The organism is Oceanisphaera ostreae, assembly GCF_042676125.1.
Taxonomy (GTDB): domain Bacteria; phylum Pseudomonadota; class Gammaproteobacteria; order Enterobacterales; family Aeromonadaceae; genus Oceanimonas; species Oceanimonas ostreae.
On record NZ_JBHTJS010000028.1, the window covers coordinates 24,111 to 41,505 of the forward strand.

Sequence of the window (17,395 nt, forward strand, 5' to 3'; positions counted from 1 at the left end):
CCTTTATAGGATCTGATTTCATCTTAGGCTCGGTGCTGTATTTGTGTCTTACAGCAGGGTGATCACTATGCCGACAAACACCAGCATGCCTACGAAGTTGTTATTCAAAAAGGCAGTAAAGCAAGGCATGCGTTCACGATCGCGAATAAGTCGCTGCTGATAAACAAACAAACCAGCACTACCCAACAAGCTCCAATAGAACAGCGGGCCCAGCGCAAAGGCGAGCCCTGCCGCCACTAATAACGCCAAGGTACTCAGCTGCAATAGCCCCACCATTAACTTGTCGCGTCGGCCAAATAAAATAGCGGTGGATTTAACGCCAATGCGCAAGTCATCGTCGCGGTCGACCATGGCATACATAGTGTCGTAGGCAATGGTCCAGGTGAGGTTAGCGGCGAATAATAACCACAGCCCTATTGGTAAACTATCACTTTGTGCGGCAAACGCCATTGGGATTGCCCAAGAAAAAGCGATGCCCAAAAATAGCTGCGGCAAGTGAGTGTAGCGCTTCATAAAGGGATATAACGCCGCCCAGCCTAACCCCGCCACCGACAGCGTAATCGTCAGGGCATTCATGGTCAGTACCAGTAAAAAAGAGATTAGCACTAACAACGCAAAAAAGCCCAACGCTTGGCGCTCCGTCAGTTCCCCCGCAGGCAAGGGTCGGGCAACGGTGCGTTTAACATGGCCATCAATATGACGGTCCGCATAATCATTGATCACACACCCCGCCGAGCGCATAGAAAACACGCCCACCACAAACACCAACAAAACCCAGGGTGACGGCTGGCCGTTACCAGCAATCCAAATCGCCCATAAGGTAGGCCACAGCAACAGTAAGGTACCAATGGGCTTGTCGAGTCGGGCTAATGCCATATAGGCACGCCAGCGGGGGCGAGCGGTAGTGGGAGTGGTTGTCATCGGTGCTCTCTATTTAATTCTCTGTTTGACTCTCGGTAACGTTGAGCTGCAGGTAAAAATAATTCGGTTACCAATACGCCAGCTTGAGGGATAGCCAGCAATGAACGCCGTGCCCAAGGCAAAGCATCCGAGGCACTAGCTTGAGTATTAGTTGGTATATTTGAAAATAACGAAGCCGGGCCTAACTCAGCTTGCTCTTGCAGCAACTGCAGCCACTGATTGCGAGTAAGCTGCGCAAACTCAAAGTCACTACGGGTTAGTTTAGGGTGCTCAAACAATAACTCTCCCAAAGCTCGCTCTCCTAACCCGCCCAATGCAGGAACGGCCTTTAAAGCGGCAGGTGAATACAGCGAGCTGGCATAAACCCACGGCTGATTGTCACACAACAATAAGACTTCTCGGCAATAAGCGCGATCTACACCCAACCAAGCCGCCTGGTCTACCGTTAAACTCACTTGCGCACGCGTGCGCTGTAATTGTACGCGAAAGTGTTGGCAACATTGCCGTAAGCGTTCGGTTAAAGAACCGGTGTCTTGCAGCCAGTCACGTAGCTCTTGTTGACACTCTGGTTGAGATTCTAGCTGACGTTCTGGTTGCCTGGTGTTCCAGCTCCAGGGGGCATCTGTAGGATAAATCACGGCTGTATTTCGCCATTAACTTGGCAATGTTCACCGTTTAATTGCAGCTTTAATCTCAAAAAACACGTATTCACTTGACCGGCCCACACTTTGTTTAAACAATACCCATATTATTCTGCTAGCAAGGCTTATTAATGTTTCGCTTACTCGCTCTTTGTGTCTTATTCACCGTTGGATCTCTTCAGGCGGAAGAAGCTGTCCCAGAAGGGCCATTATATTACACCATAGAGCCTGACATTATTACCAACTACCAGAACTCAGGGCAATCATTAGGCTATGTTCGGGTAACAGTAGATTTAATGCTAGAAAGTGCGGACCAAATGCCGCTGGTAGAACTGCATATCCCCCTGCTGCGAGATGCCATTAATAACCTGCTGGCCGAGCAAAATCGGCAAGAGATTCGCTCTCTAGCAGTACGCAATGAACTGGCACAGCTTGGCCGAGAAAGACTCAATGACTTACTATTGAAAGAAACCGGTGAAACACCGATTCGCCGCCTGATGTTCACCAAGTTTCTCTATCAATAAGTAATAAGTTCGTTTACCGCACCGGCTTGGCTCGATCAAGCCAAGCTTGCAGCAGGCCGATTAGCCCGCCGCCCAAATGGGCTAAATTAGCCACGGGCCCCAATACACCGGTAAAGCCTAACACCAGCCACACCACCATGATCACTGCCATGCCGTCGGGTAAGCCAATTCCACCCATGGGGTTGAGTCGACCCGATAGCCACACATACGCTAGCAGCGCATACACCACACCAGACAAGCCGCCAAAGTAAGGGCCGCTGGTCAAAAACTGCATCACATTAGGCAACAAAGCCGCCACCAGTAACAAGAGCAGTAATTTGCCATGTCCACGACGGCGCTCGACCATACTGGACAGATACCACCACCAAAATAAATTGAACACCAAGTGCATTAAAGAGAAGTGCAATAATGCAGGCGTAAAACCGCGCCAAAAATCGAGTCCCAGCAACAATGAAAGCTGCGGCGGAAATGCCAACAGCTCAAACATAGGCAGACCCAAGCGGCTGAAGCCATATACTATTACGCAGGCCAGCAGCACTAGCATATTGACGGGGCCGGTGCGGCTAAGCACGTCTCTGAACAAGCCTGGTTGCGATTGCCCCTTGGCAAAGTGTACTTGAGTATCGCCCTGACGCCAGGCAGCGTCTTGATAGCGAGGATGCAGCGGCTCGGCAATAAAGCGCTTTACCTCTGGCTCAGCGGTCAGCCACTGCGACTCATCGACCAGCCAAATACTAACATTGTGCTCATCATCCAGCGTCAGTTCGCATTTAAAGCCGATGTCAGCTAGGTAATCTACGAATGACTGAGCACGGCGCGGATCATCTAGCACTAACAGCAACTTCATTACTGCGCCACAACAGGCTGTGTGCGACGCCAAGCTTCAAAGCCGCCATCTAGGCTGTACACCTCTTCAAAACCTTGATTAATAAGGTATTGAGCGGCACCTTGACTACTAACGCCGTGATAACACATCACGATAACCGGCGTCTCGTAATCAACCTCGTTAGTAAAGGTGACCATACTGTCGTTAGTTAAATGAAAAGACTGTTCAACATGCGCCAGGGCAAACGACTGGGGATCGCGAATATCCACCAATCGAGCCTGACCTTTCGCCAGCAGGCTATCGGCCTCGGCAACAGAAATATGGGCAAACTGTTCCATGGGTAACTCCTTGCATTAATTTCGGCCAGTTTACCCAATCTCATCCCACTTGGCATTAGGCAGTGTTTTATTATCAGCACTCAGCCTGTCGAATAGCAGCTTTACGCTTTAAGCCATACCTTGGCAGTAAAAGTAAGCCGATGTTTATCTACCACTTACAACGTAAGGCTTATCGCGATGTTTTTAGTTAGCCCCCCAAATACGCCTGTCGTACCTGTTCGTTGACCAACAGGGCAGCACCGGTATCGGCCAAAATAACCCGACCGTTTTCCAACACATAACCTCGGTCGGCCAGCTGCAGCGCCTGATTGGCATTTTGCTCAACCAGAAAGATAGTCATGCCTTTTTCGGTACGCAGCCGCGCTATGGTGGCAAAAATCTGCGCAATGATAATGGGCGCCAAACCCAGCGAAGGCTCGTCTAGTAGCAACAATCGCGGCTTGCTCATCAGGGCGCGGCCGATGGCCAGCATTTGCTGCTCCCCCCCCGACATGGTGCCAGCGCGCTGATGCATTCGCTCCTTGAGTCGAGGAAACATCTGGTATACCTCGGCGAGCAACCCTTCGTGCTCGCGCTTATCAACGAAAAAGGCGCCCATATACAGGTTTTCTTCCACCGAGAGTCGAGCAAAAATTCGTCGTCCTTCCGGCACGATGGCGATGTCTTTACGCATAATGGCGGCCGTATCTAGGCTGGTGAGATCCTGGCCCTCAAACATCACCCGCCCCTGAGTCGGCTTGGGCTCGCCACAAATGGTCATCATCAAGGTGGTTTTACCGGCGCCGTTGGCACCAATCAAGGTGACAATTTCACCCTGCTCTATATTGATGGTGACGTTTTCCAGCGCCTGAATCTTGCCATAACCGGCATTAACATTATCCACATGCAGCATGTTCAGGTTTCTCCCAGGTAGGCTTTGATCACATCTGCATTATTGCGCACCTGCTCTGGCGTGCCTTCGGCTAAGGGGCGCCCCTGATTCACTACATAAATGTAATCGGAAATATCCATCACCAGCTTCATGTCGTGCTCAATTAATAAAATGCTCACCCCTTCGTTGTCACGCAAGTCGCAAATCAGCCGATTCAGCTCATGAGTTTCATTCGGGTTTAGCCCCGCCGCCGGCTCGTCCAGCATCAACAGTTGTGGCCGTGCCGCCATGCAACGGGCAATTTCTAGTCGCCGTTGCTGGCCGTAAGACAAGTTATCCGCGGTCCGGTTGGCAAACTCGGTAAGCTGTACTTTTTCTAGCCAATAATGCGCCAGCGCTAGCCCTTCCCGCTCCGAGCGGCGAAAGGCCGGTGTTTTAAACAACCCCGACAGAAACCCGGTATTAAGATGAAAATGCTGCGCCACCAGCAGGTTCTCGAGCACCGTCATCTCTTTGAACAAACGCACATGCTGAAAGGTCCGCACCATGCCTAGACGAGCAATCTTATGACCAGGCATACCCGCAATGGCCTGCCCTTTGAATTGCACCGAGCCGCCACTGGGCTGATAAAAGCCCGACAAACAGTTGAACACGGTGGTTTTTCCGGCGCCATTCGGACCAATTACAGAGACGATTTGCCGCTCTTGCATATTCAGCGCCACTTGATCCACCGCGACTAACCCGCCAAAGCGCATGGTGAGACCGGAAACCGTTAATAAAGCCGTCATGGTTTTAGCTCCATATGTGGTCGGCGCATCGGCAATAGCCCCTGAGGCCGCCAAATCATCATCAGCACCATCAACAAGCCAAACAACAACATGCGGTATTCGTTAAATTCGCGGGTTAATTCCGGCAATATTGTCATGACGATGGCCGCCAGTACCACCCCAATTTGGGACCCCATGCCGCCCAACACCACGATGGCCAGGATGATGGCCGATTCGATAAAGATGAAAGACTCGGGGCTGATAAAGCCCTGGCGTGCCGCAAAAAAGCAGCCGGCAAAACCGGCAAAAGCCGCACCTATGGTAAAAGCACTGAGCTTGATAAGCGTTGGGTTAAGCCCCAGCGAGCGACAGGCAATTTCATCCTCGCGCAACGCTTCCCACGCTCGTCCCAGCGGCATACGCAATAAGCGGTTAATAACGAAAATCGTCAGCACCACCAGAATTAATGCCAGCAAGTACAGAAAAATAACCTTATGACTGGAGTTGTAGGCTATCTCAAAATATTCATGAAATGTATTGTCGCCGCGACGCTCAAACTCCAACCCAAACAAGGTAGGTTTGGGAATACCGGCAATACCGTTCGGGCCGCCGGTGATCTCGGTCATGTTGTTCAGCAAAATTCGGATGATTTCGCCAAACCCCAAAGTGACGATAGCCAGGTAGTCACCGCGCAACCGCAACACCGGAAAACCGAGCAAAAAGCCGAATAACGCAGCCATGCCACCGGAGACCAACAAACAGGTCCAAAAATCCAGCCCAAAGTAAGTATTCAGCAGCGCATAGCTGTAGGCACCCACCGCATAAAAGGCGACATAGCCCAAATCCAGCAATCCAGCTAAGCCCACAACGACGTTGAGCCCTAGCCCCAACATCACATAAATCAGCGTCAAAGTTGCCAAGTCCACGGCACCGCGAGAGCCCATAAAAGGCCAGATAAGCAAGGTGGCCAACACCAACACGGTTACGATGCGATACAAACCGGGCCGTTCTTCCTGCGCCGGCAAGGAAAAACTACCTTTGCGCTGTGACCAGTACTGAAAAGGTTTACGCAATTGATGATGAAACAGCTGCACCAAAAACACCAGACCGGCACCCAGCGCCAGCCACTCCCAGGCTTGATCCATCCGATTACTTACAATCAGCTGGGTGCCCTCGGTTTCCAGCCGAAAGCCCAACAGCCAACCAGCCAGTAATAAAAACAGCAGGCCAGCAATAAAAGCAGGTTTTAATTTACTCATACTTTTTCTACCTCCGGCTTGCCTAAAATACCGGTCGGCATAAACAACAACACCCCGATCAGCAGTCCAAAAGACACCACGTCTTTATATTCGGTGCTGAAATAGGCCCCGGTCATGGCCTCGGTCACTCCCAACAACAGCCCCCCAATAACGGCACCAGGAATACTGCCGATGCCACCGAGTACGGCGGCGGTAAACGCCTTGAGCCCAGCCATAAAGCCAATGTAGGGGTTAATTACGCCGTAGTAAGACCCAAGCAAGACACCGGCTATTGCCGCTAGGGCGGCACCAATCACGAAGGTGAGCGAAATCACCATATTGCTGTTGATGCCAAGCAGATTAGCCATTTGAAGATCTTCGGCACAGGCTCGGCAGGCACGGCCCATGCGCGAGCGAGAGATAAACCACGACAGCAAGGTCATGGTGATTACGGTTACCAAAAAGATAATCAGCTGCATATAAGACAGAGAGGCCTGAAAACCGCCCTCGCCAAAGGTCCAGCCACCGGAAATCAGCCGGGGCATGGCGATATCTCGCGAACCCTGAAACAGGCGCATCATATTCTGTAAAAAAATCGACATACCGATGGCGGAGATCAACGCAATGAGCCGTTTGCTGCCACGCAGGGGGCGGTAGGCCACTCGCTCTATGGAATAGCCATATACGCTGGTTAAAATGATGCTGCCCAGAAAGGCGGCGGTTAATAACAGCAAGGTGCTGTCAATACCTACCATCATCAGCCCCGTCATCACCATAAAAGAGCCATAGGCGCCAATCATATACACCTCGCCATGGGCGAAGTTGATCATGCCGATAATGCCATACACCATGGTGTAACCGATGGCGATGAGTGCGTAAGTACTGCCAATAGTCAGGCCATTAAGCAGCTGTTGAATAAAATAAAGTGCGGGCTCAGACATACAACTTTCCTTGTCGTAAGAGCGAGAGAAACCCTTGGTTTGAGGGCAATACCGGCACCATTTTGGCGCTCGAATATATAAGTAAACTTGAACTGGTTCGATGAAAGCGACTCGGCCAACCGATGGCTGAGCCGCTTAATCGATCATTACTTGATTACTAGATAGAGCAAACGCTGTCTTACTTACATCTCAGTTGAAGTGCCGTCTTTATGCCATTCAAATACGCCAAACTCAAACCCCATGAGATCGCCTTTTTCATCCCAGGACAAAGGCCCCATTACGGTATTAACAGGCTCGGCACGCAGTGCTTTTGCGACCGCTACTGGGTCGGTGCCCGCACGTTTAAGGCCTTCGGCAATGGCTTCAACTGCCGCATAAGTGGTCCACACAAAAGGACCACTGGCGTCGTCACCCTTCGCCTGAATAGCCTGCACTACTTCGACGTTTGCCGGATCCAAATCATACTTTTTCGGCAGAGTGACCAACAAGCCTTCCGACGCTTCGCCGGCAATAGACGTAATGTCTTTATGCCCCACACCTTCCGGCCCCATAAAACGGGCGTTAAAACCCTTTTCGGAAGATTGGCGCAAAATCAGCCCCAGTTCTGGGTGATAGCCACCGTAATAAACAAAATCGACCTTATCGCGCTGTAGCTTAGCTACTAGCGTAGAAAAGTCTTTATCGCCCGAGGTTACCCCTTCGTAGGCTACCACTTCCACGCCGGCCGCTTGTAGTGCATCGCGTACGCTGGAGGCCAGACCTTCACCGTATTGTTTTTTGTCATGAATAATGGCAATGCGCTTGGGCTTGACCTGCTCCATGATGTAACGAGCCGCAGTCGGGCCCTGATCACTGTCCAGCCCAATGGTGCGCATTACAAATTCCAGGTTACGCTCGGTGATCACCGGGTTGGTAGAGGCAGGGGTGACCATGAGAATGCCTTCATCGTCGTAAACATCCGAGGCAGGTAAGGTGCTGTCGGAGCACAGATGACCGACTACAAACTGGATGCCATCGTTCACTACCCGGTTCGCCACAGCCACCGCCTGCTTGGGATCGCAGGCATCATCGTATTCAACGGCCTCCAGGGTATAGTCCCCCAGAGTGCCCGACTTGTTGAGCATTTCGACCGCCATACGAGCGCCGGTAAACTGCATATCACCATATTGCGCCACCGCGCCGGTAATGGGCCCAGCAATACCGATTTTAACGGTTTCTGCCGAGGCCGAAAACGCCGCGCCATAACCTAGGGCAACCGATACCGCCGCTGCCACCGCTTTCTTGTTCCATGTGCTCATTTCGCTTCCCTCTATCCATTGAGTTATTGCGCCGAAGAAACTTCGGACTGTTCTTTTTCTAACCTGAGTGTGTCATTTTCACAAGCAAAATGTGTTGCGTATGACACCGGTTATAGCAGAAATACCAGAATTGTGAAGCAAGGCGTACATTACAACAGGAGGGATAAGCGCAGAAAATTAACACTTTAAATACAAAAGGCCGGCTTAGCCGACCTTTTGTCATCAAAATAATCGAGCGGGTTTTAGGTCCAGTCGAGGATTACCTTGCCGGATTGACCAGAGCGCATGGTGTCGAATCCCTGCTGAAAATCATCCACCTTGAAGTGATGGGTGATCATCGGGCTTAAATCCAGACCGGATTGGATCAGGCTGGCCATCTTGTACCAAGTTTCAAACATTTCTCGGCCGTAGATGCCCTTGAGTACCAAGCCTTTGAAGATGACCTTGGTCCAGTCAATCGCCATATCCGATGGGGGGATGCCCAACATAGCTATCTTGCCGCCGTGGTTCATCTTATCGAGCATGTCGCAGAAAGCGGCTGGTACGCCAGACATTTCCAATCCCACATCGAAGCCTTCGGTCATGCCCAGCTCAGACATCACGGTCTCCAGCTTTTCGCTGGCCACATTGACTGCACGGGTCACGCCCATCTTGCGCGCTAGATCCAATCGATATTCATTCACATCGGTGATCACCACGTGACGGGCACCTACGTGACGGGCCACTGCTGCCGCCATAATGCCAATAGGTCCCGCACCAGTGATCAATACATCTTCACCCACCAAATCGAACGACAAGGCGGTATGCACTGCATTACCAAAGGGGTCAAAAATAGCCGCAAGATCGTCAGACACTTCGTCGGGCAGTTTAAAGGCATTAAACGCCGGAATGACCAGATATTCGGCAAAAGAACCTTCGCGGTTAACACCGACACCTACCGTATTACGGCACAAGTGAGTGCGCCCAGCACGGCAGTTACGGCAATGACCGCAAGTAATATGGCCTTCACCCGAGACGCGATCGCCTACCGCAAAGCCACGCACTTCTTGGCCCAAAGCCACCACTTCTCCGACATATTCATGCCCTACTACCATGGGTACGGGTATGGTATTTTGCGCCCATTCATCCCAGTTATAAATATGAATATCGGTACCGCAAATGGCGGTTTTACGAATTTTTATCAATAAATCGTTATGCCCCAACTCCGGCTCGGGTACGTCTGTCATCCAGATGCCGGGTTCTGCTTTCAATTTTGCTAATGCTTTCATCATGGCTTCCTTAAATTACACCCAGCTCTTGGCCTACATCAGTAAAGGCAGCAATGGCTTTATCTAACTGCTCACGACTGTGCGCCGCCGACATTTGAGTACGAATACGCGCCTGACCTTTTGGCACCACCGGGAAGGAGAAACCAATCACGTAAATGCCGCGCGCCAGTAACTTATCGGACATTTGTGAGGCCAGCGCCGCATCGCCCAGCATCACCGGAATAATCGCATGATCTGAGCCTGCTAAAGTAAAGCCAGCCGCGCTCATCTGCTGGCGAAAATAAGCACTGTTTGCTCGTACTTTTTCACGCAGTTGAGCACCGTTCTTCAGCATTTCAAGCACTTTGATGGACGCTCCAACAATGGCCGGCGCCACCGAGTTAGAAAACAGATAAGGTCGTGAGCGCTGGCGTAACCAGTCGATCACTTCTTTTTTACCCGAGGTATAACCGCCAGATGCTCCGCCCAAGGCTTTGCCCAAAGTACCGGTGATAATATCAACCCGATCCATGACACCGCAAAACTCGGGAGTCCCGCGGCCTTGTTCGCCCACAAAACCCACCGCGTGAGAATCATCGACCATTACCATGGCATTATATTGCTCGGCCAAGTCGCAAATGGCGCTCAAATTAGCAATCACGCCATCCATCGAGAACACGCCGTCGGTGGCAATCAACTTAAAACGTGCGCCATCGGCCTCTGCTTGCTGCAGCTGCGCTTCTAACTCGGCCATATTATTGTTGGCATAGCGATAACGCTTGGCTTTGCACAAGCGCACGCCGTCAATAATGGAAGCATGATTCAGCGCATCAGAAATAATGGCGTCGTCTGGGCCAAGCAGGGTTTCAAACAAACCGGTATTGGCATCAAAGCAAGAGGTGTACAGAATGGTATCTTCCATACCTAAAAAGGCAGATAAGTCGGCTTCCAGCTGTTTATGTAAGTCTTGAGTACCGCAAATAAAGCGCACCGATGCCATGCCAAAACCGTGGCTATCAAGACCGGCTTTTGCGGCTTGTATTAGCTCTGGGTGATTTGCCAACCCTAAGTAGTTGTTGGCACAAAAATTAATCACCTCATGTTGTCCTACGGTGATGGCCGCATTTTGAGCAGAACTAATAATACGCTCTTGTTTGAAGAGCCCTTCCGCTTTGGTTTGCGCTAACTGTTCGGATAAATAAGCATAAAATGCCGCTGACATAGTGAACTCCCGCTATCAATCTGGCTAAATGAGCATTAACCAGGTCATTTTACTTCTTAATAACCAAAAATTCACATTATATTCCACCAGTAAGCGCTATTTGTGAAAGGGATCACTGGGTTTGGTCGCAAGCGCCTGATAATGTGCCATCAGCTTGGCCATTTCGAGTCCCTGCTCGGGCTGAACGTAAGGCTTAAGCAGCAATAGCACCCGAGATACTCCTTCATAGAGCACGGCTTGGCTAATGTGCGGCGTAAGCGATTGTGCCGACTGATAACTAACCCAGAACGACACCAACATTCTGAGTATTTCGGTGATGGGTTCTATTTCACTATCGGGAATGGCCAGCACTTGTTGTTTGTTCAGCTCTCGCAGCAACGACTGCAAATTGATGGTGAGCTCTTGCTGCACCTCAAGGTACTGGCGATGCAATTCATCGTCTCTTTGTAAAATATCGTTGAGGTTGGCGTAAAAAAAACGAAACTCCCACATCACGTAAAAGATGGCATCTAAATAATGAAACCATACCGCGGGGCTGGCACTGGCAGGCCCATTAATGGGTGTAAAACCTTTGCGTAAGTGGTCGCTATATTGCAGAAAAATTTGGTGGATAATGTCGTTTTTATTGCGAAAGTGATAATAGAGGTTACCAGGGCTGATCCCTAGGTGAGCGGCAATATGGTTGGTGGTGACGTTTGCTTCACCTTGCTCATTAAACAGCTGTAAAGCTGCAGAGACAATACGTTCTTTGGTTTTCATCGGCGTAACCAAATATTTAAAGTTGTTTATCAAAGCATAACACAGGCTGCTGGGTTAGTTTTCTGCCGGCTAAGCGTGATAAACTTATACGTAATTTAGTTCGTTTTGCCGGACAGCTTCCGGCCAACAAGAGGCATACAGCGATGATCATTGTAACTGGCGGCGCCGGCTTTATCGGCAGTAATCTGGTAAAAACCCTCAACGACCAAGGGCGCACCGATATAGTGGTTGTCGATGATCTCACCGATGGCACCAAGTTCGTCAACTTAGTCGACCTCACCATTGCCGACTATCTCGATAAAGACGAGTTTATTCAGCGCGTTTTTTCTGGCGACGATTTTGAAGAATGGGGCGGCATCGAAGTGATTTTCCACGAAGGCGCTTGCTCAGCCACCACCGAGTGGGACGGCAAGTTCATGATGGAAAACAACTACCAATACTCCAAAGACTTGCTGCATTACTGTATCGAGCGTGAGATCCCGTTCCTATATGCCTCTTCTGCTGCCACCTATGGTGGGCGCAACGACAACTTTATTGAAGAGCCGCAATATGAGCAGCCGCTCAACGTCTATGGTTACTCAAAGCAATTGTTCGACCAGTACGTACGCCGTTTAATGCCAGAGATTAACTCTCAAGTAATCGGATTAAAGTATTTCAACGTTTACGGCCCTCGCGAACAACACAAAGGCGGTATGTCGAGCGTGGCGTTCCACTTGAATACACAGCTGCATAAAGGCGAAAACCCTAAGCTGTTCGCTGGTTGTGATGGCTTCCCTGACGGTGGTCAAATGCGCGACTTCATCTATGTGGCAGATGTGTGCAAGGTAAACCTGTGGTTCTGGAAAAATCCAGAAGTAAGCGGTATCTTCAACTGCGGCACCGGTCAAGCCGAACCATTCCAAAACGTAGCAGAAGCGGTGATCAAGCATCACAACAAGGGTGAAATCGAATATATCCCCTTTCCCGAGCAGTTAAAGGGCCGCTATCAAAGCTTTACCCAAGCGGATCTCACCAAGCTGCGCGCCGCCGGTTATCCCCACGAGTTTAAAACTGTGCCCGAAGGCACCAGTGAATATTTGGCTTGGTTAAATCGGTAAATAGTTAAGTCGATAAAAAGCCGAATAAATAAGGATCTATATGAATAATAGTAGCCACTGTGTTGCCCATATTTGTCTTTCTAAAGGCTGGGGCGGGCTAGAAATGTATCCGGCTCGTGTCAGCAAGTACTTACCAGAACAAGGCTGGCAAGCAGTGGCTATCTGCCTAAAAGGCGGCAAGGTAGCCCAATCATTTCACAACGTGGGAAGTGATGTTTTTGAAGTCGACAGCCAAGCTAGTGCTTTTGTCGGGATCCGTAAGCTAGTGAACTGGCTTAAAATAAAAAAAGTCACGGTGCTGCATTGCCATAAATCAAGCGATCTGCGATTGGCTGCCATACTAAAAAAAATAATTGGCTGTCGTGTGATTTTTACTGAGCATATGGGTGTGACTCGTCCAAAAAAAGATCTGATACATCGTTGGGTATATAGCCATGTCGATCAAGTGCTCTCTATCAGCGATGTCACCTTAGCCCGTAATATTAAAGCTCTTCCCGTGGACCCAAGTAAAATAAAGCGGCTTTGGTTAGGCACTGAGTTTCAAGACCCAGATCGAACAGTCATCGATATCAAGCAAGAGCTGGGGCTACCTGAACAACAACTTATTATTGGTTTACCCGGTCGACTCTGCCCAGGGAAAGGACATCTGGTACTACTTGATGCCTTTAAATTATTGCAAAACGATAGTGATTTCAAAGATGCAAAACTCCTTATCGTTGGTGGGCTCAGTGCACAAGATGGTGCAGATGAAGATTTTATTAGAGGGTTAAAAAATAAGATAGATGACGCTAAACTAACCGACAAAGTGATCTTCTCTGGCTTTCGCGCTGATATGCCTAATTTACTTGCGATCATGGACGTAGTCTGTATCCCTTCAAAAAATGAAGCGTTTGGTCTAACCGCCATCGAGGCAATGGCAGCGGGAAAAAAAATCGTTGCCGCAAGTTCCGGGGCTTTGCCAGAAATCATTGCCAATACGGGCTTGTTAGCATCACCAGACTCGGCTGAGAGCTTTGCACTCGCTATCAAAAAAATTCAACAAAAAGATTACCAAGAAATATCTCATTCGGCTAAAAACAGAGCTAAAAATATATTTAGCATACATGCTCATGTACTGGCTTTATCTGTTATTTACCTTAATCAACCATCTATTATTGAATAATCATGAACAAATACATCTATCTTAGATTGACCAACTCTATTAGAATATTAAAAAATAAACTCTTCTTATCAAAAAATCCTATTTAATATGGAATAAACTAAGAGTGAAGGGTGTCGAGAATGTTATTTTGGTAGAAGGAGCAGGGAAATTAAGAAATTGTAAGATATCAATAAAGGGAAACAATACAATAACTATCAAAGATGGAGCTAATGTTAGCTACTCTCAATTAAACATTGCAGGTGACCATTGCGACATAACCACTGGTGAAAATACTGATATCGGCGGGGCTATCTTTCATCAAAAGGTAATAACACAACACTCAGCATTGGAAGTGACTGCATGCTATCAAGAAATATAAACATTATGACCTATGACGGCCATCCTATTTATGATAGAGACAGTAAAAAACAAATAAATCATCCACAGAGTATATGTATAAAAAATAATGTATGGATTGCAGCGAATGCTTCCATATTAAATGGCATCACAGTAGAAAGCGGCAGTGTAATTGGTTTCGGATCTATTGTTACAAAAAGTATTTCTGCCAACAGTATATCGGCTGGTATCCCGGCAAAAAAATAAAAAAACATTTACTTGGAGCATTAGATTTTTAATGTTAAATACATTTTGAAGCACATCCAAATAATTAATTAATTTTTAAGGCTCTGTACGCTGCAAGGAACTTTACGTCTATCAATTATTATAACCACCTTATTCATATACAGTAACTCGCCTCAGATGATGAACGCTTTTAAAATGAGAAAAAATCGTATTGAGGCATGAAAATAATAGTTAAAAATAGAAAATCTACGTTAATATAAAAATCAACCTCTAAATGGTGGATAACCTTTCACCTAATAACTTGGCGAAGTTTAATTATTCAAGAATAAACATCAAAACTTTTCTTAAACACAGAAAGAATAATATTTTTATTTTCTTCTCCCTCAAGCTTACTATCAATTAGTGAAGAAGACAGTTGCTTCCATTTCTTTTTTTTATATATAGACAATTTACGAAAATGTGTGTCTATCCAGAACAACCCAACTCCTTCCTCTACTAAAAAATTATTTAGATGAAAATCTCGATGAACATATCCATATTTAGCTAGAACAACAGCCTCATCGGCTAGCATCGTCATAAATTCAACTTTCTTACTTTCTGACAAAGAATTAAAGTAGGTTAAACCCGGAGTTAAATTATCCTTATACTCAATCATCATAAATGAAAGAATATTATTAAATGGTGACAGAGGCACACCCCAGCAATATAAATCAGGCGATTTTAATCCTGCTGATCTCACTATTTGATATCCTTTATGCTCTCTTCTTGCATCAAGCCCTAATATAAAAGCTCTTCTTAAAAAATCTCTAAAAAACCAACGGAAAAATTGCTGACTAATACTATACTTTACGTTCTCTACCTTTAATAAAATCTTATCGTTAGCAGATAGGTACAAATCACTAGAAACACCTGTGTGATTATTGTACTTAAAAAAATCCATATTGTTCTTTAATTTCAAACTCGAAAAACAAAATACATTATACACTACTGCGTCCAATCGCATCTTAAAAAACATTTACCTAGCTCCGCTTTTAAAAGCTCACAATCATTACACGTCTACGATTTATGTCAATCATTTCTTCGCTTCTTATTATCCATAAACAACTAAAATATAAAAATTTTGAACCTACAACTACGAACATAGTGTTTTATAATGTTATATTTACCTGACTTAGGTTTATGGATGTATTAAAGCAACTATCAATTAAACTTACGACTAAAAAATTTATTAATCCGTTGCGCCTTCCGATTAAAAAATTTCAGAACAGACCTTTTCAGAGATCGATTCACTGCTCTTTCAAGTTCATCCAGAGAATAGACGTAGAACTCAAGCATAGAAAACTTTAAACTCAAACACGCTCTTAGACTTTCAGTAAAAAAAGCACTTTCACTTTCACTTTCTGGATTAAATATAAAAACTACGATCTTACTCTCTTTTGTTAAGTTTAAAAATCTATCTATTCTTTTATTATATTTATCTGCCACACCTTCATACATGTCGCCATCAAATAGATCGTGTGGAAAGATCATCCCATACTTACCACAATATGCTGTAACAACCACCTTATCTGATTCAACTACAAGTCCGTCTTCACCCTCAAAAAGAGCAGCCTTATGCGGTTCAGAGAACGTAATGTTATTTAAATCAAAAAATCCATTAAAGTCGTTTTCAATTACTTTAATAACAGAACGATTTGGAGTAATACACCAATCAAAAGGATAAGCTTTTTTTCTTAATCCAGAGTATCTTAAAAGCTGCGCAACATCGCAATTATAACCTAGAGAGACAAACTCGCACTCATTGCTACTCAATAATTTTTTCAGAGTAATAGTGCCTTTTCCAATCGTCATTTCATCACCTCATATCACAGCTCTAACTGTAGTTTATGATACTATATGCAAACTAACACCGATAGATAAGTGATGATGAAACTATTAGTTATAGGTCCTTCTTGGGTAGGCGATATGGTGATGTCACAAAGCTTGTACATCAGCCTTAAGCAACAAAATCCCGATGCTGAGCTGCATGTGATGGCGCCGGCTTGGTGCTGTGCTCTGCTAGAGCGTATGCCTGAAGTAGACAAGGCCATCGTGATGCCACTAGGGCATGGCGACCTTAGGCTAGCCGAGCGTTTTCGTCTCGGGCGGCAACTCGCAAGCGAGGATTATGACTGGGCAATAGTGCAGCCCAACTCTTTAAAATCGGCGCTGATCCCGCTGTTTGCAGGTATTAAAAAACGTACCGGCTGGAAGGGTGAGTCACGCTATGGGCTATTAAACGACCTACGTAATAATAAGGCTGATTTTTCGCTGATGGTAGAGCGTTATGCGGCACTAGCTTATTCCAAGGCGGATATGAAAGACGGCCGCCGCATACCGGCGATATCTTGGCCTGCATTGAAAATTGATCAAAGTAATCAACAGCAAGCCTTGGTTGAGCTTAAGCTCAACAAAGAAAAACCGATTGTAAGCTTGTGCCCTGGTGCCGAGTTTGGCCCCTCTAAACGCTGGCCAGAACAGCACTATGCCGAAGTGGCCAAGCAGAAAATTGAGCAAGGTCAACAGGTATGGATATTTGGTTCAGCCAAAGATATTCCGGTTGCCGAGGCCATTCGTCATTATCTGCCCGCCGCATTGCAAGCGCATTGCCACATTCTTGCGGGCAAGACCTCTTTGCATCAGGCGATTGACCTGATGGCACTTAGTTCAGTAGTTGTTTCCAATGACTCCGGCTTAATGCACATTGCCGCCGCCGTAAAATGTCCTTTGGTGGCGATTTATGGCTCAACGTCGCCTAAATACACCCCTCCATTGGCAAAAAGAGTCGCTATCGTTCATACCGACATTGAATGTAGGCCCTGTTTTAAGCGCGAGTGTCCATTAGGGCATTTAAAATGCCTAAAAGAGCTGCCAGCAGAAAAAGTGCTTACTGCTATCAAGCAATTGATGGCTTCAGAGCGCCTTATCGTGACCGCTCGGTAA

General features: G+C 47.2%; 20 protein-coding genes. 6 read left to right on the forward strand and 14 right to left on the reverse strand.

All coding sequences use genetic code 11. The features are described from left to right. Positions 1-48 precede the first annotated feature (48 nt). Positions 49-921 carry a 4-hydroxybenzoate octaprenyltransferase gene (ubiA, locus tag ACFQ1C_RS06845; RefSeq protein WP_379557858.1) on the reverse strand — a complete coding sequence of 291 codons (873 nt, stop codon included), beginning with the start codon at positions 919-921 and terminating at the stop codon, positions 49-51. Beyond that, entirely contained in the window at positions 918-1,559 is a 642-nt protein-coding gene (locus ACFQ1C_RS06850) for a chorismate--pyruvate lyase family protein (RefSeq protein ID WP_379557859.1), read from the reverse strand. Before ACFQ1C_RS06850 ends, ubiA begins: the two co-directional genes overlap by 4 nt. Before the next feature lie 134 nt (positions 1,560-1,693). Here ACFQ1C_RS06850 and ACFQ1C_RS06855 point away from each other — a divergent pair, with 134 nt between their 5' ends. After that, positions 1,694-2,086 (forward strand): flagellar basal body-associated FliL family protein, encoded by a 393-nt coding sequence (locus tag ACFQ1C_RS06855; protein WP_379557860.1) that lies wholly within the window; start codon positions 1,694-1,696, stop codon positions 2,084-2,086. Positions 2,087-2,099: 13 nt separating this feature from the next. On the opposite strand, the gene glpG is transcribed toward ACFQ1C_RS06855, so the two are convergent. The 10 genes from glpG to ACFQ1C_RS06905 all read right to left on the reverse strand — a co-directional run bounded on the left by glpG (position 2,100) and on the right by ACFQ1C_RS06905 (position 11,593). Continuing rightward, complete coding sequence (gene glpG, locus ACFQ1C_RS06860) at positions 2,100-2,933, reverse strand: rhomboid family intramembrane serine protease GlpG (RefSeq protein ID WP_379557861.1); 834 nt, start codon at positions 2,931-2,933, stop codon at positions 2,100-2,102. Beyond that, on the reverse strand, positions 2,933-3,250 hold the full coding sequence (gene glpE / locus ACFQ1C_RS06865) for a thiosulfate sulfurtransferase GlpE (RefSeq protein WP_379557862.1): 318 nt from the start codon (positions 3,248-3,250) through the stop codon (positions 2,933-2,935). Before glpE ends, glpG begins: the two co-directional genes overlap by 1 nt. 187 nt (positions 3,251-3,437) lie before the next feature. Then, entirely contained in the window at positions 3,438-4,142 is a 705-nt protein-coding gene (locus tag ACFQ1C_RS06870) for an ABC transporter ATP-binding protein (protein WP_379557863.1), read from the reverse strand. Positions 4,143-4,144: 2 nt separating this feature from the next. Beyond that, positions 4,145-4,909 (reverse strand): high-affinity branched-chain amino acid ABC transporter ATP-binding protein LivG, encoded by a 765-nt coding sequence (gene livG, locus ACFQ1C_RS06875; protein WP_379557864.1) that lies wholly within the window; start codon positions 4,907-4,909, stop codon positions 4,145-4,147. Beyond that, on the reverse strand, positions 4,906-6,147 hold the full coding sequence (locus ACFQ1C_RS06880) for a high-affinity branched-chain amino acid ABC transporter permease LivM (protein ID WP_379557865.1): 1,242 nt from the start codon (positions 6,145-6,147) through the stop codon (positions 4,906-4,908). Before ACFQ1C_RS06880 ends, livG begins: the two co-directional genes overlap by 4 nt. Next, positions 6,144-7,067 carry a high-affinity branched-chain amino acid ABC transporter permease LivH gene (gene livH, locus ACFQ1C_RS06885; protein WP_379557866.1) on the reverse strand — a complete coding sequence of 308 codons (924 nt, stop codon included), beginning with the start codon at positions 7,065-7,067 and terminating at the stop codon, positions 6,144-6,146. The genes ACFQ1C_RS06880 and livH overlap by 4 nt, the downstream gene beginning before the upstream one ends. A 182-nt stretch (positions 7,068-7,249) precedes the next feature. Beyond that, positions 7,250-8,365 (reverse strand): branched-chain amino acid ABC transporter substrate-binding protein, encoded by a 1,116-nt coding sequence (locus ACFQ1C_RS06890; protein WP_379557867.1) that lies wholly within the window; start codon positions 8,363-8,365, stop codon positions 7,250-7,252. Between the two features lie 242 nt (positions 8,366-8,607). Beyond that, positions 8,608-9,633, reverse strand: a complete 1,026-nt coding sequence (tdh, locus tag ACFQ1C_RS06895; RefSeq protein ID WP_379557925.1) for an L-threonine 3-dehydrogenase — start codon at positions 9,631-9,633, stop codon at positions 8,608-8,610. Between the two features lie 10 nt (positions 9,634-9,643). Next, positions 9,644-10,834 carry a glycine C-acetyltransferase gene (locus ACFQ1C_RS06900; protein WP_379557868.1) on the reverse strand — a complete coding sequence of 397 codons (1,191 nt, stop codon included), beginning with the start codon at positions 10,832-10,834 and terminating at the stop codon, positions 9,644-9,646. 96 nt (positions 10,835-10,930) lie between these two features. Continuing rightward, positions 10,931-11,593, reverse strand: a complete 663-nt coding sequence (locus ACFQ1C_RS06905) for a TetR/AcrR family transcriptional regulator (protein ID WP_379557869.1) — start codon at positions 11,591-11,593, stop codon at positions 10,931-10,933. A 143-nt stretch (positions 11,594-11,736) separates the two neighbouring features. Between ACFQ1C_RS06905 and rfaD the strand changes: the two genes are divergently transcribed. From rfaD to ACFQ1C_RS06925, 4 genes are all read left to right on the forward strand, one after another. Continuing rightward, positions 11,737-12,690 carry an ADP-glyceromanno-heptose 6-epimerase gene (gene rfaD / locus ACFQ1C_RS06910; protein ID WP_379557870.1) on the forward strand — a complete coding sequence of 318 codons (954 nt, stop codon included), beginning with the start codon at positions 11,737-11,739 and terminating at the stop codon, positions 12,688-12,690. 40 nt (positions 12,691-12,730) lie between these two features. Further along, the gene (locus ACFQ1C_RS06915; protein ID WP_379557871.1) at positions 12,731-13,852 is read left to right on the forward strand and encodes a glycosyltransferase; all 1,122 of its coding nucleotides are present in this window, start codon (positions 12,731-12,733) and stop codon (positions 13,850-13,852) included. A 103-nt stretch (positions 13,853-13,955) separates the two neighbouring features. Beyond that, on the forward strand, positions 13,956-14,210 hold the full coding sequence (locus ACFQ1C_RS06920; protein WP_379557872.1) for a hypothetical protein: 255 nt from the start codon (positions 13,956-13,958) through the stop codon (positions 14,208-14,210). A 5-nt stretch (positions 14,211-14,215) separates the two neighbouring features. Beyond that, positions 14,216-14,434 carry a hypothetical protein gene (locus ACFQ1C_RS06925; RefSeq protein ID WP_379557873.1) on the forward strand — a complete coding sequence of 73 codons (219 nt, stop codon included), beginning with the start codon at positions 14,216-14,218 and terminating at the stop codon, positions 14,432-14,434. A 298-nt stretch (positions 14,435-14,732) separates the two neighbouring features. Here ACFQ1C_RS06925 and ACFQ1C_RS06930 read toward each other — a convergent pair whose 3' ends face one another. Both ACFQ1C_RS06930 and ACFQ1C_RS06935 read right to left on the reverse strand, forming a co-directional pair. Then, positions 14,733-15,353 (reverse strand): hypothetical protein, encoded by a 621-nt coding sequence (locus ACFQ1C_RS06930; protein ID WP_379557874.1) that lies wholly within the window; start codon positions 15,351-15,353, stop codon positions 14,733-14,735. A 260-nt stretch (positions 15,354-15,613) separates the two neighbouring features. Continuing rightward, positions 15,614-16,264, reverse strand: coding sequence for a DUF1796 family putative cysteine peptidase (locus ACFQ1C_RS06935; protein WP_379557875.1), 651 nt, complete (start codon positions 16,262-16,264; stop codon positions 15,614-15,616). Positions 16,265-16,339: 75 nt separating this feature from the next. On the opposite strand from ACFQ1C_RS06935, the gene waaF reads away from it, so the two are divergent. Next, the gene (waaF, locus tag ACFQ1C_RS06940) at positions 16,340-17,395 is read left to right on the forward strand and encodes a lipopolysaccharide heptosyltransferase II (RefSeq protein ID WP_379557926.1); all 1,056 of its coding nucleotides are present in this window, start codon (positions 16,340-16,342) and stop codon (positions 17,393-17,395) included.

What these genes read in the sequence shown, in the direction of transcription:
- ubiA (WP_379557858.1), bottom strand. Translation starts at nt 921, where the DNA reads ATGACAACCACTCCCACTACCGCTCGCCCCCGCTGGCGTGCCTATATG.
- ACFQ1C_RS06855 (WP_379557860.1), top strand. Translation starts at nt 1,694, where the DNA reads ATGTTTCGCTTACTCGCTCTTTGTGTCTTATTCACCGTTGGATCTCTT.
- glpG (WP_379557861.1), bottom strand. Translation starts at nt 2,933, where the DNA reads ATGAAGTTGCTGTTAGTGCTAGATGATCCGCGCCGTGCTCAGTCATTC.
- glpE (WP_379557862.1), bottom strand. Translation starts at nt 3,250, where the DNA reads ATGGAACAGTTTGCCCATATTTCTGTTGCCGAGGCCGATAGCCTGCTG.
- ACFQ1C_RS06870 (WP_379557863.1), bottom strand. Translation starts at nt 4,142, where the DNA reads ATGCTGCATGTGGATAATGTTAATGCCGGTTATGGCAAGATTCAGGCG.
- livG (WP_379557864.1), bottom strand. Translation starts at nt 4,909, where the DNA reads ATGACGGCTTTATTAACGGTTTCCGGTCTCACCATGCGCTTTGGCGGG.
- ACFQ1C_RS06880 (WP_379557865.1), bottom strand. Translation starts at nt 6,147, where the DNA reads ATGAGTAAATTAAAACCTGCTTTTATTGCTGGCCTGCTGTTTTTATTA.
- livH (WP_379557866.1), bottom strand. Translation starts at nt 7,067, where the DNA reads ATGTCTGAGCCCGCACTTTATTTTATTCAACAGCTGCTTAATGGCCTG.
- ACFQ1C_RS06890 (WP_379557867.1), bottom strand. Translation starts at nt 8,365, where the DNA reads ATGAGCACATGGAACAAGAAAGCGGTGGCAGCGGCGGTATCGGTTGCC.
- tdh (WP_379557925.1), bottom strand. Translation starts at nt 9,633, where the DNA reads ATGAAAGCATTAGCAAAATTGAAAGCAGAACCCGGCATCTGGATGACA.
- ACFQ1C_RS06900 (WP_379557868.1), bottom strand. Translation starts at nt 10,834, where the DNA reads ATGTCAGCGGCATTTTATGCTTATTTATCCGAACAGTTAGCGCAAACC.
- ACFQ1C_RS06905 (WP_379557869.1), bottom strand. Translation starts at nt 11,593, where the DNA reads ATGAAAACCAAAGAACGTATTGTCTCTGCAGCTTTACAGCTGTTTAAT.
- rfaD (WP_379557870.1), top strand. Translation starts at nt 11,737, where the DNA reads ATGATCATTGTAACTGGCGGCGCCGGCTTTATCGGCAGTAATCTGGTA.
- ACFQ1C_RS06915 (WP_379557871.1), top strand. Translation starts at nt 12,731, where the DNA reads ATGAATAATAGTAGCCACTGTGTTGCCCATATTTGTCTTTCTAAAGGC.
- ACFQ1C_RS06925 (WP_379557873.1), top strand. Translation starts at nt 14,216, where the DNA reads ATGACCTATGACGGCCATCCTATTTATGATAGAGACAGTAAAAAACAA.
- ACFQ1C_RS06930 (WP_379557874.1), bottom strand. Translation starts at nt 15,353, where the DNA reads ATGGATTTTTTTAAGTACAATAATCACACAGGTGTTTCTAGTGATTTG.
- ACFQ1C_RS06935 (WP_379557875.1), bottom strand. Translation starts at nt 16,264, where the DNA reads ATGACGATTGGAAAAGGCACTATTACTCTGAAAAAATTATTGAGTAGC.
- waaF (WP_379557926.1), top strand. Translation starts at nt 16,340, where the DNA reads ATGAAACTATTAGTTATAGGTCCTTCTTGGGTAGGCGATATGGTGATG.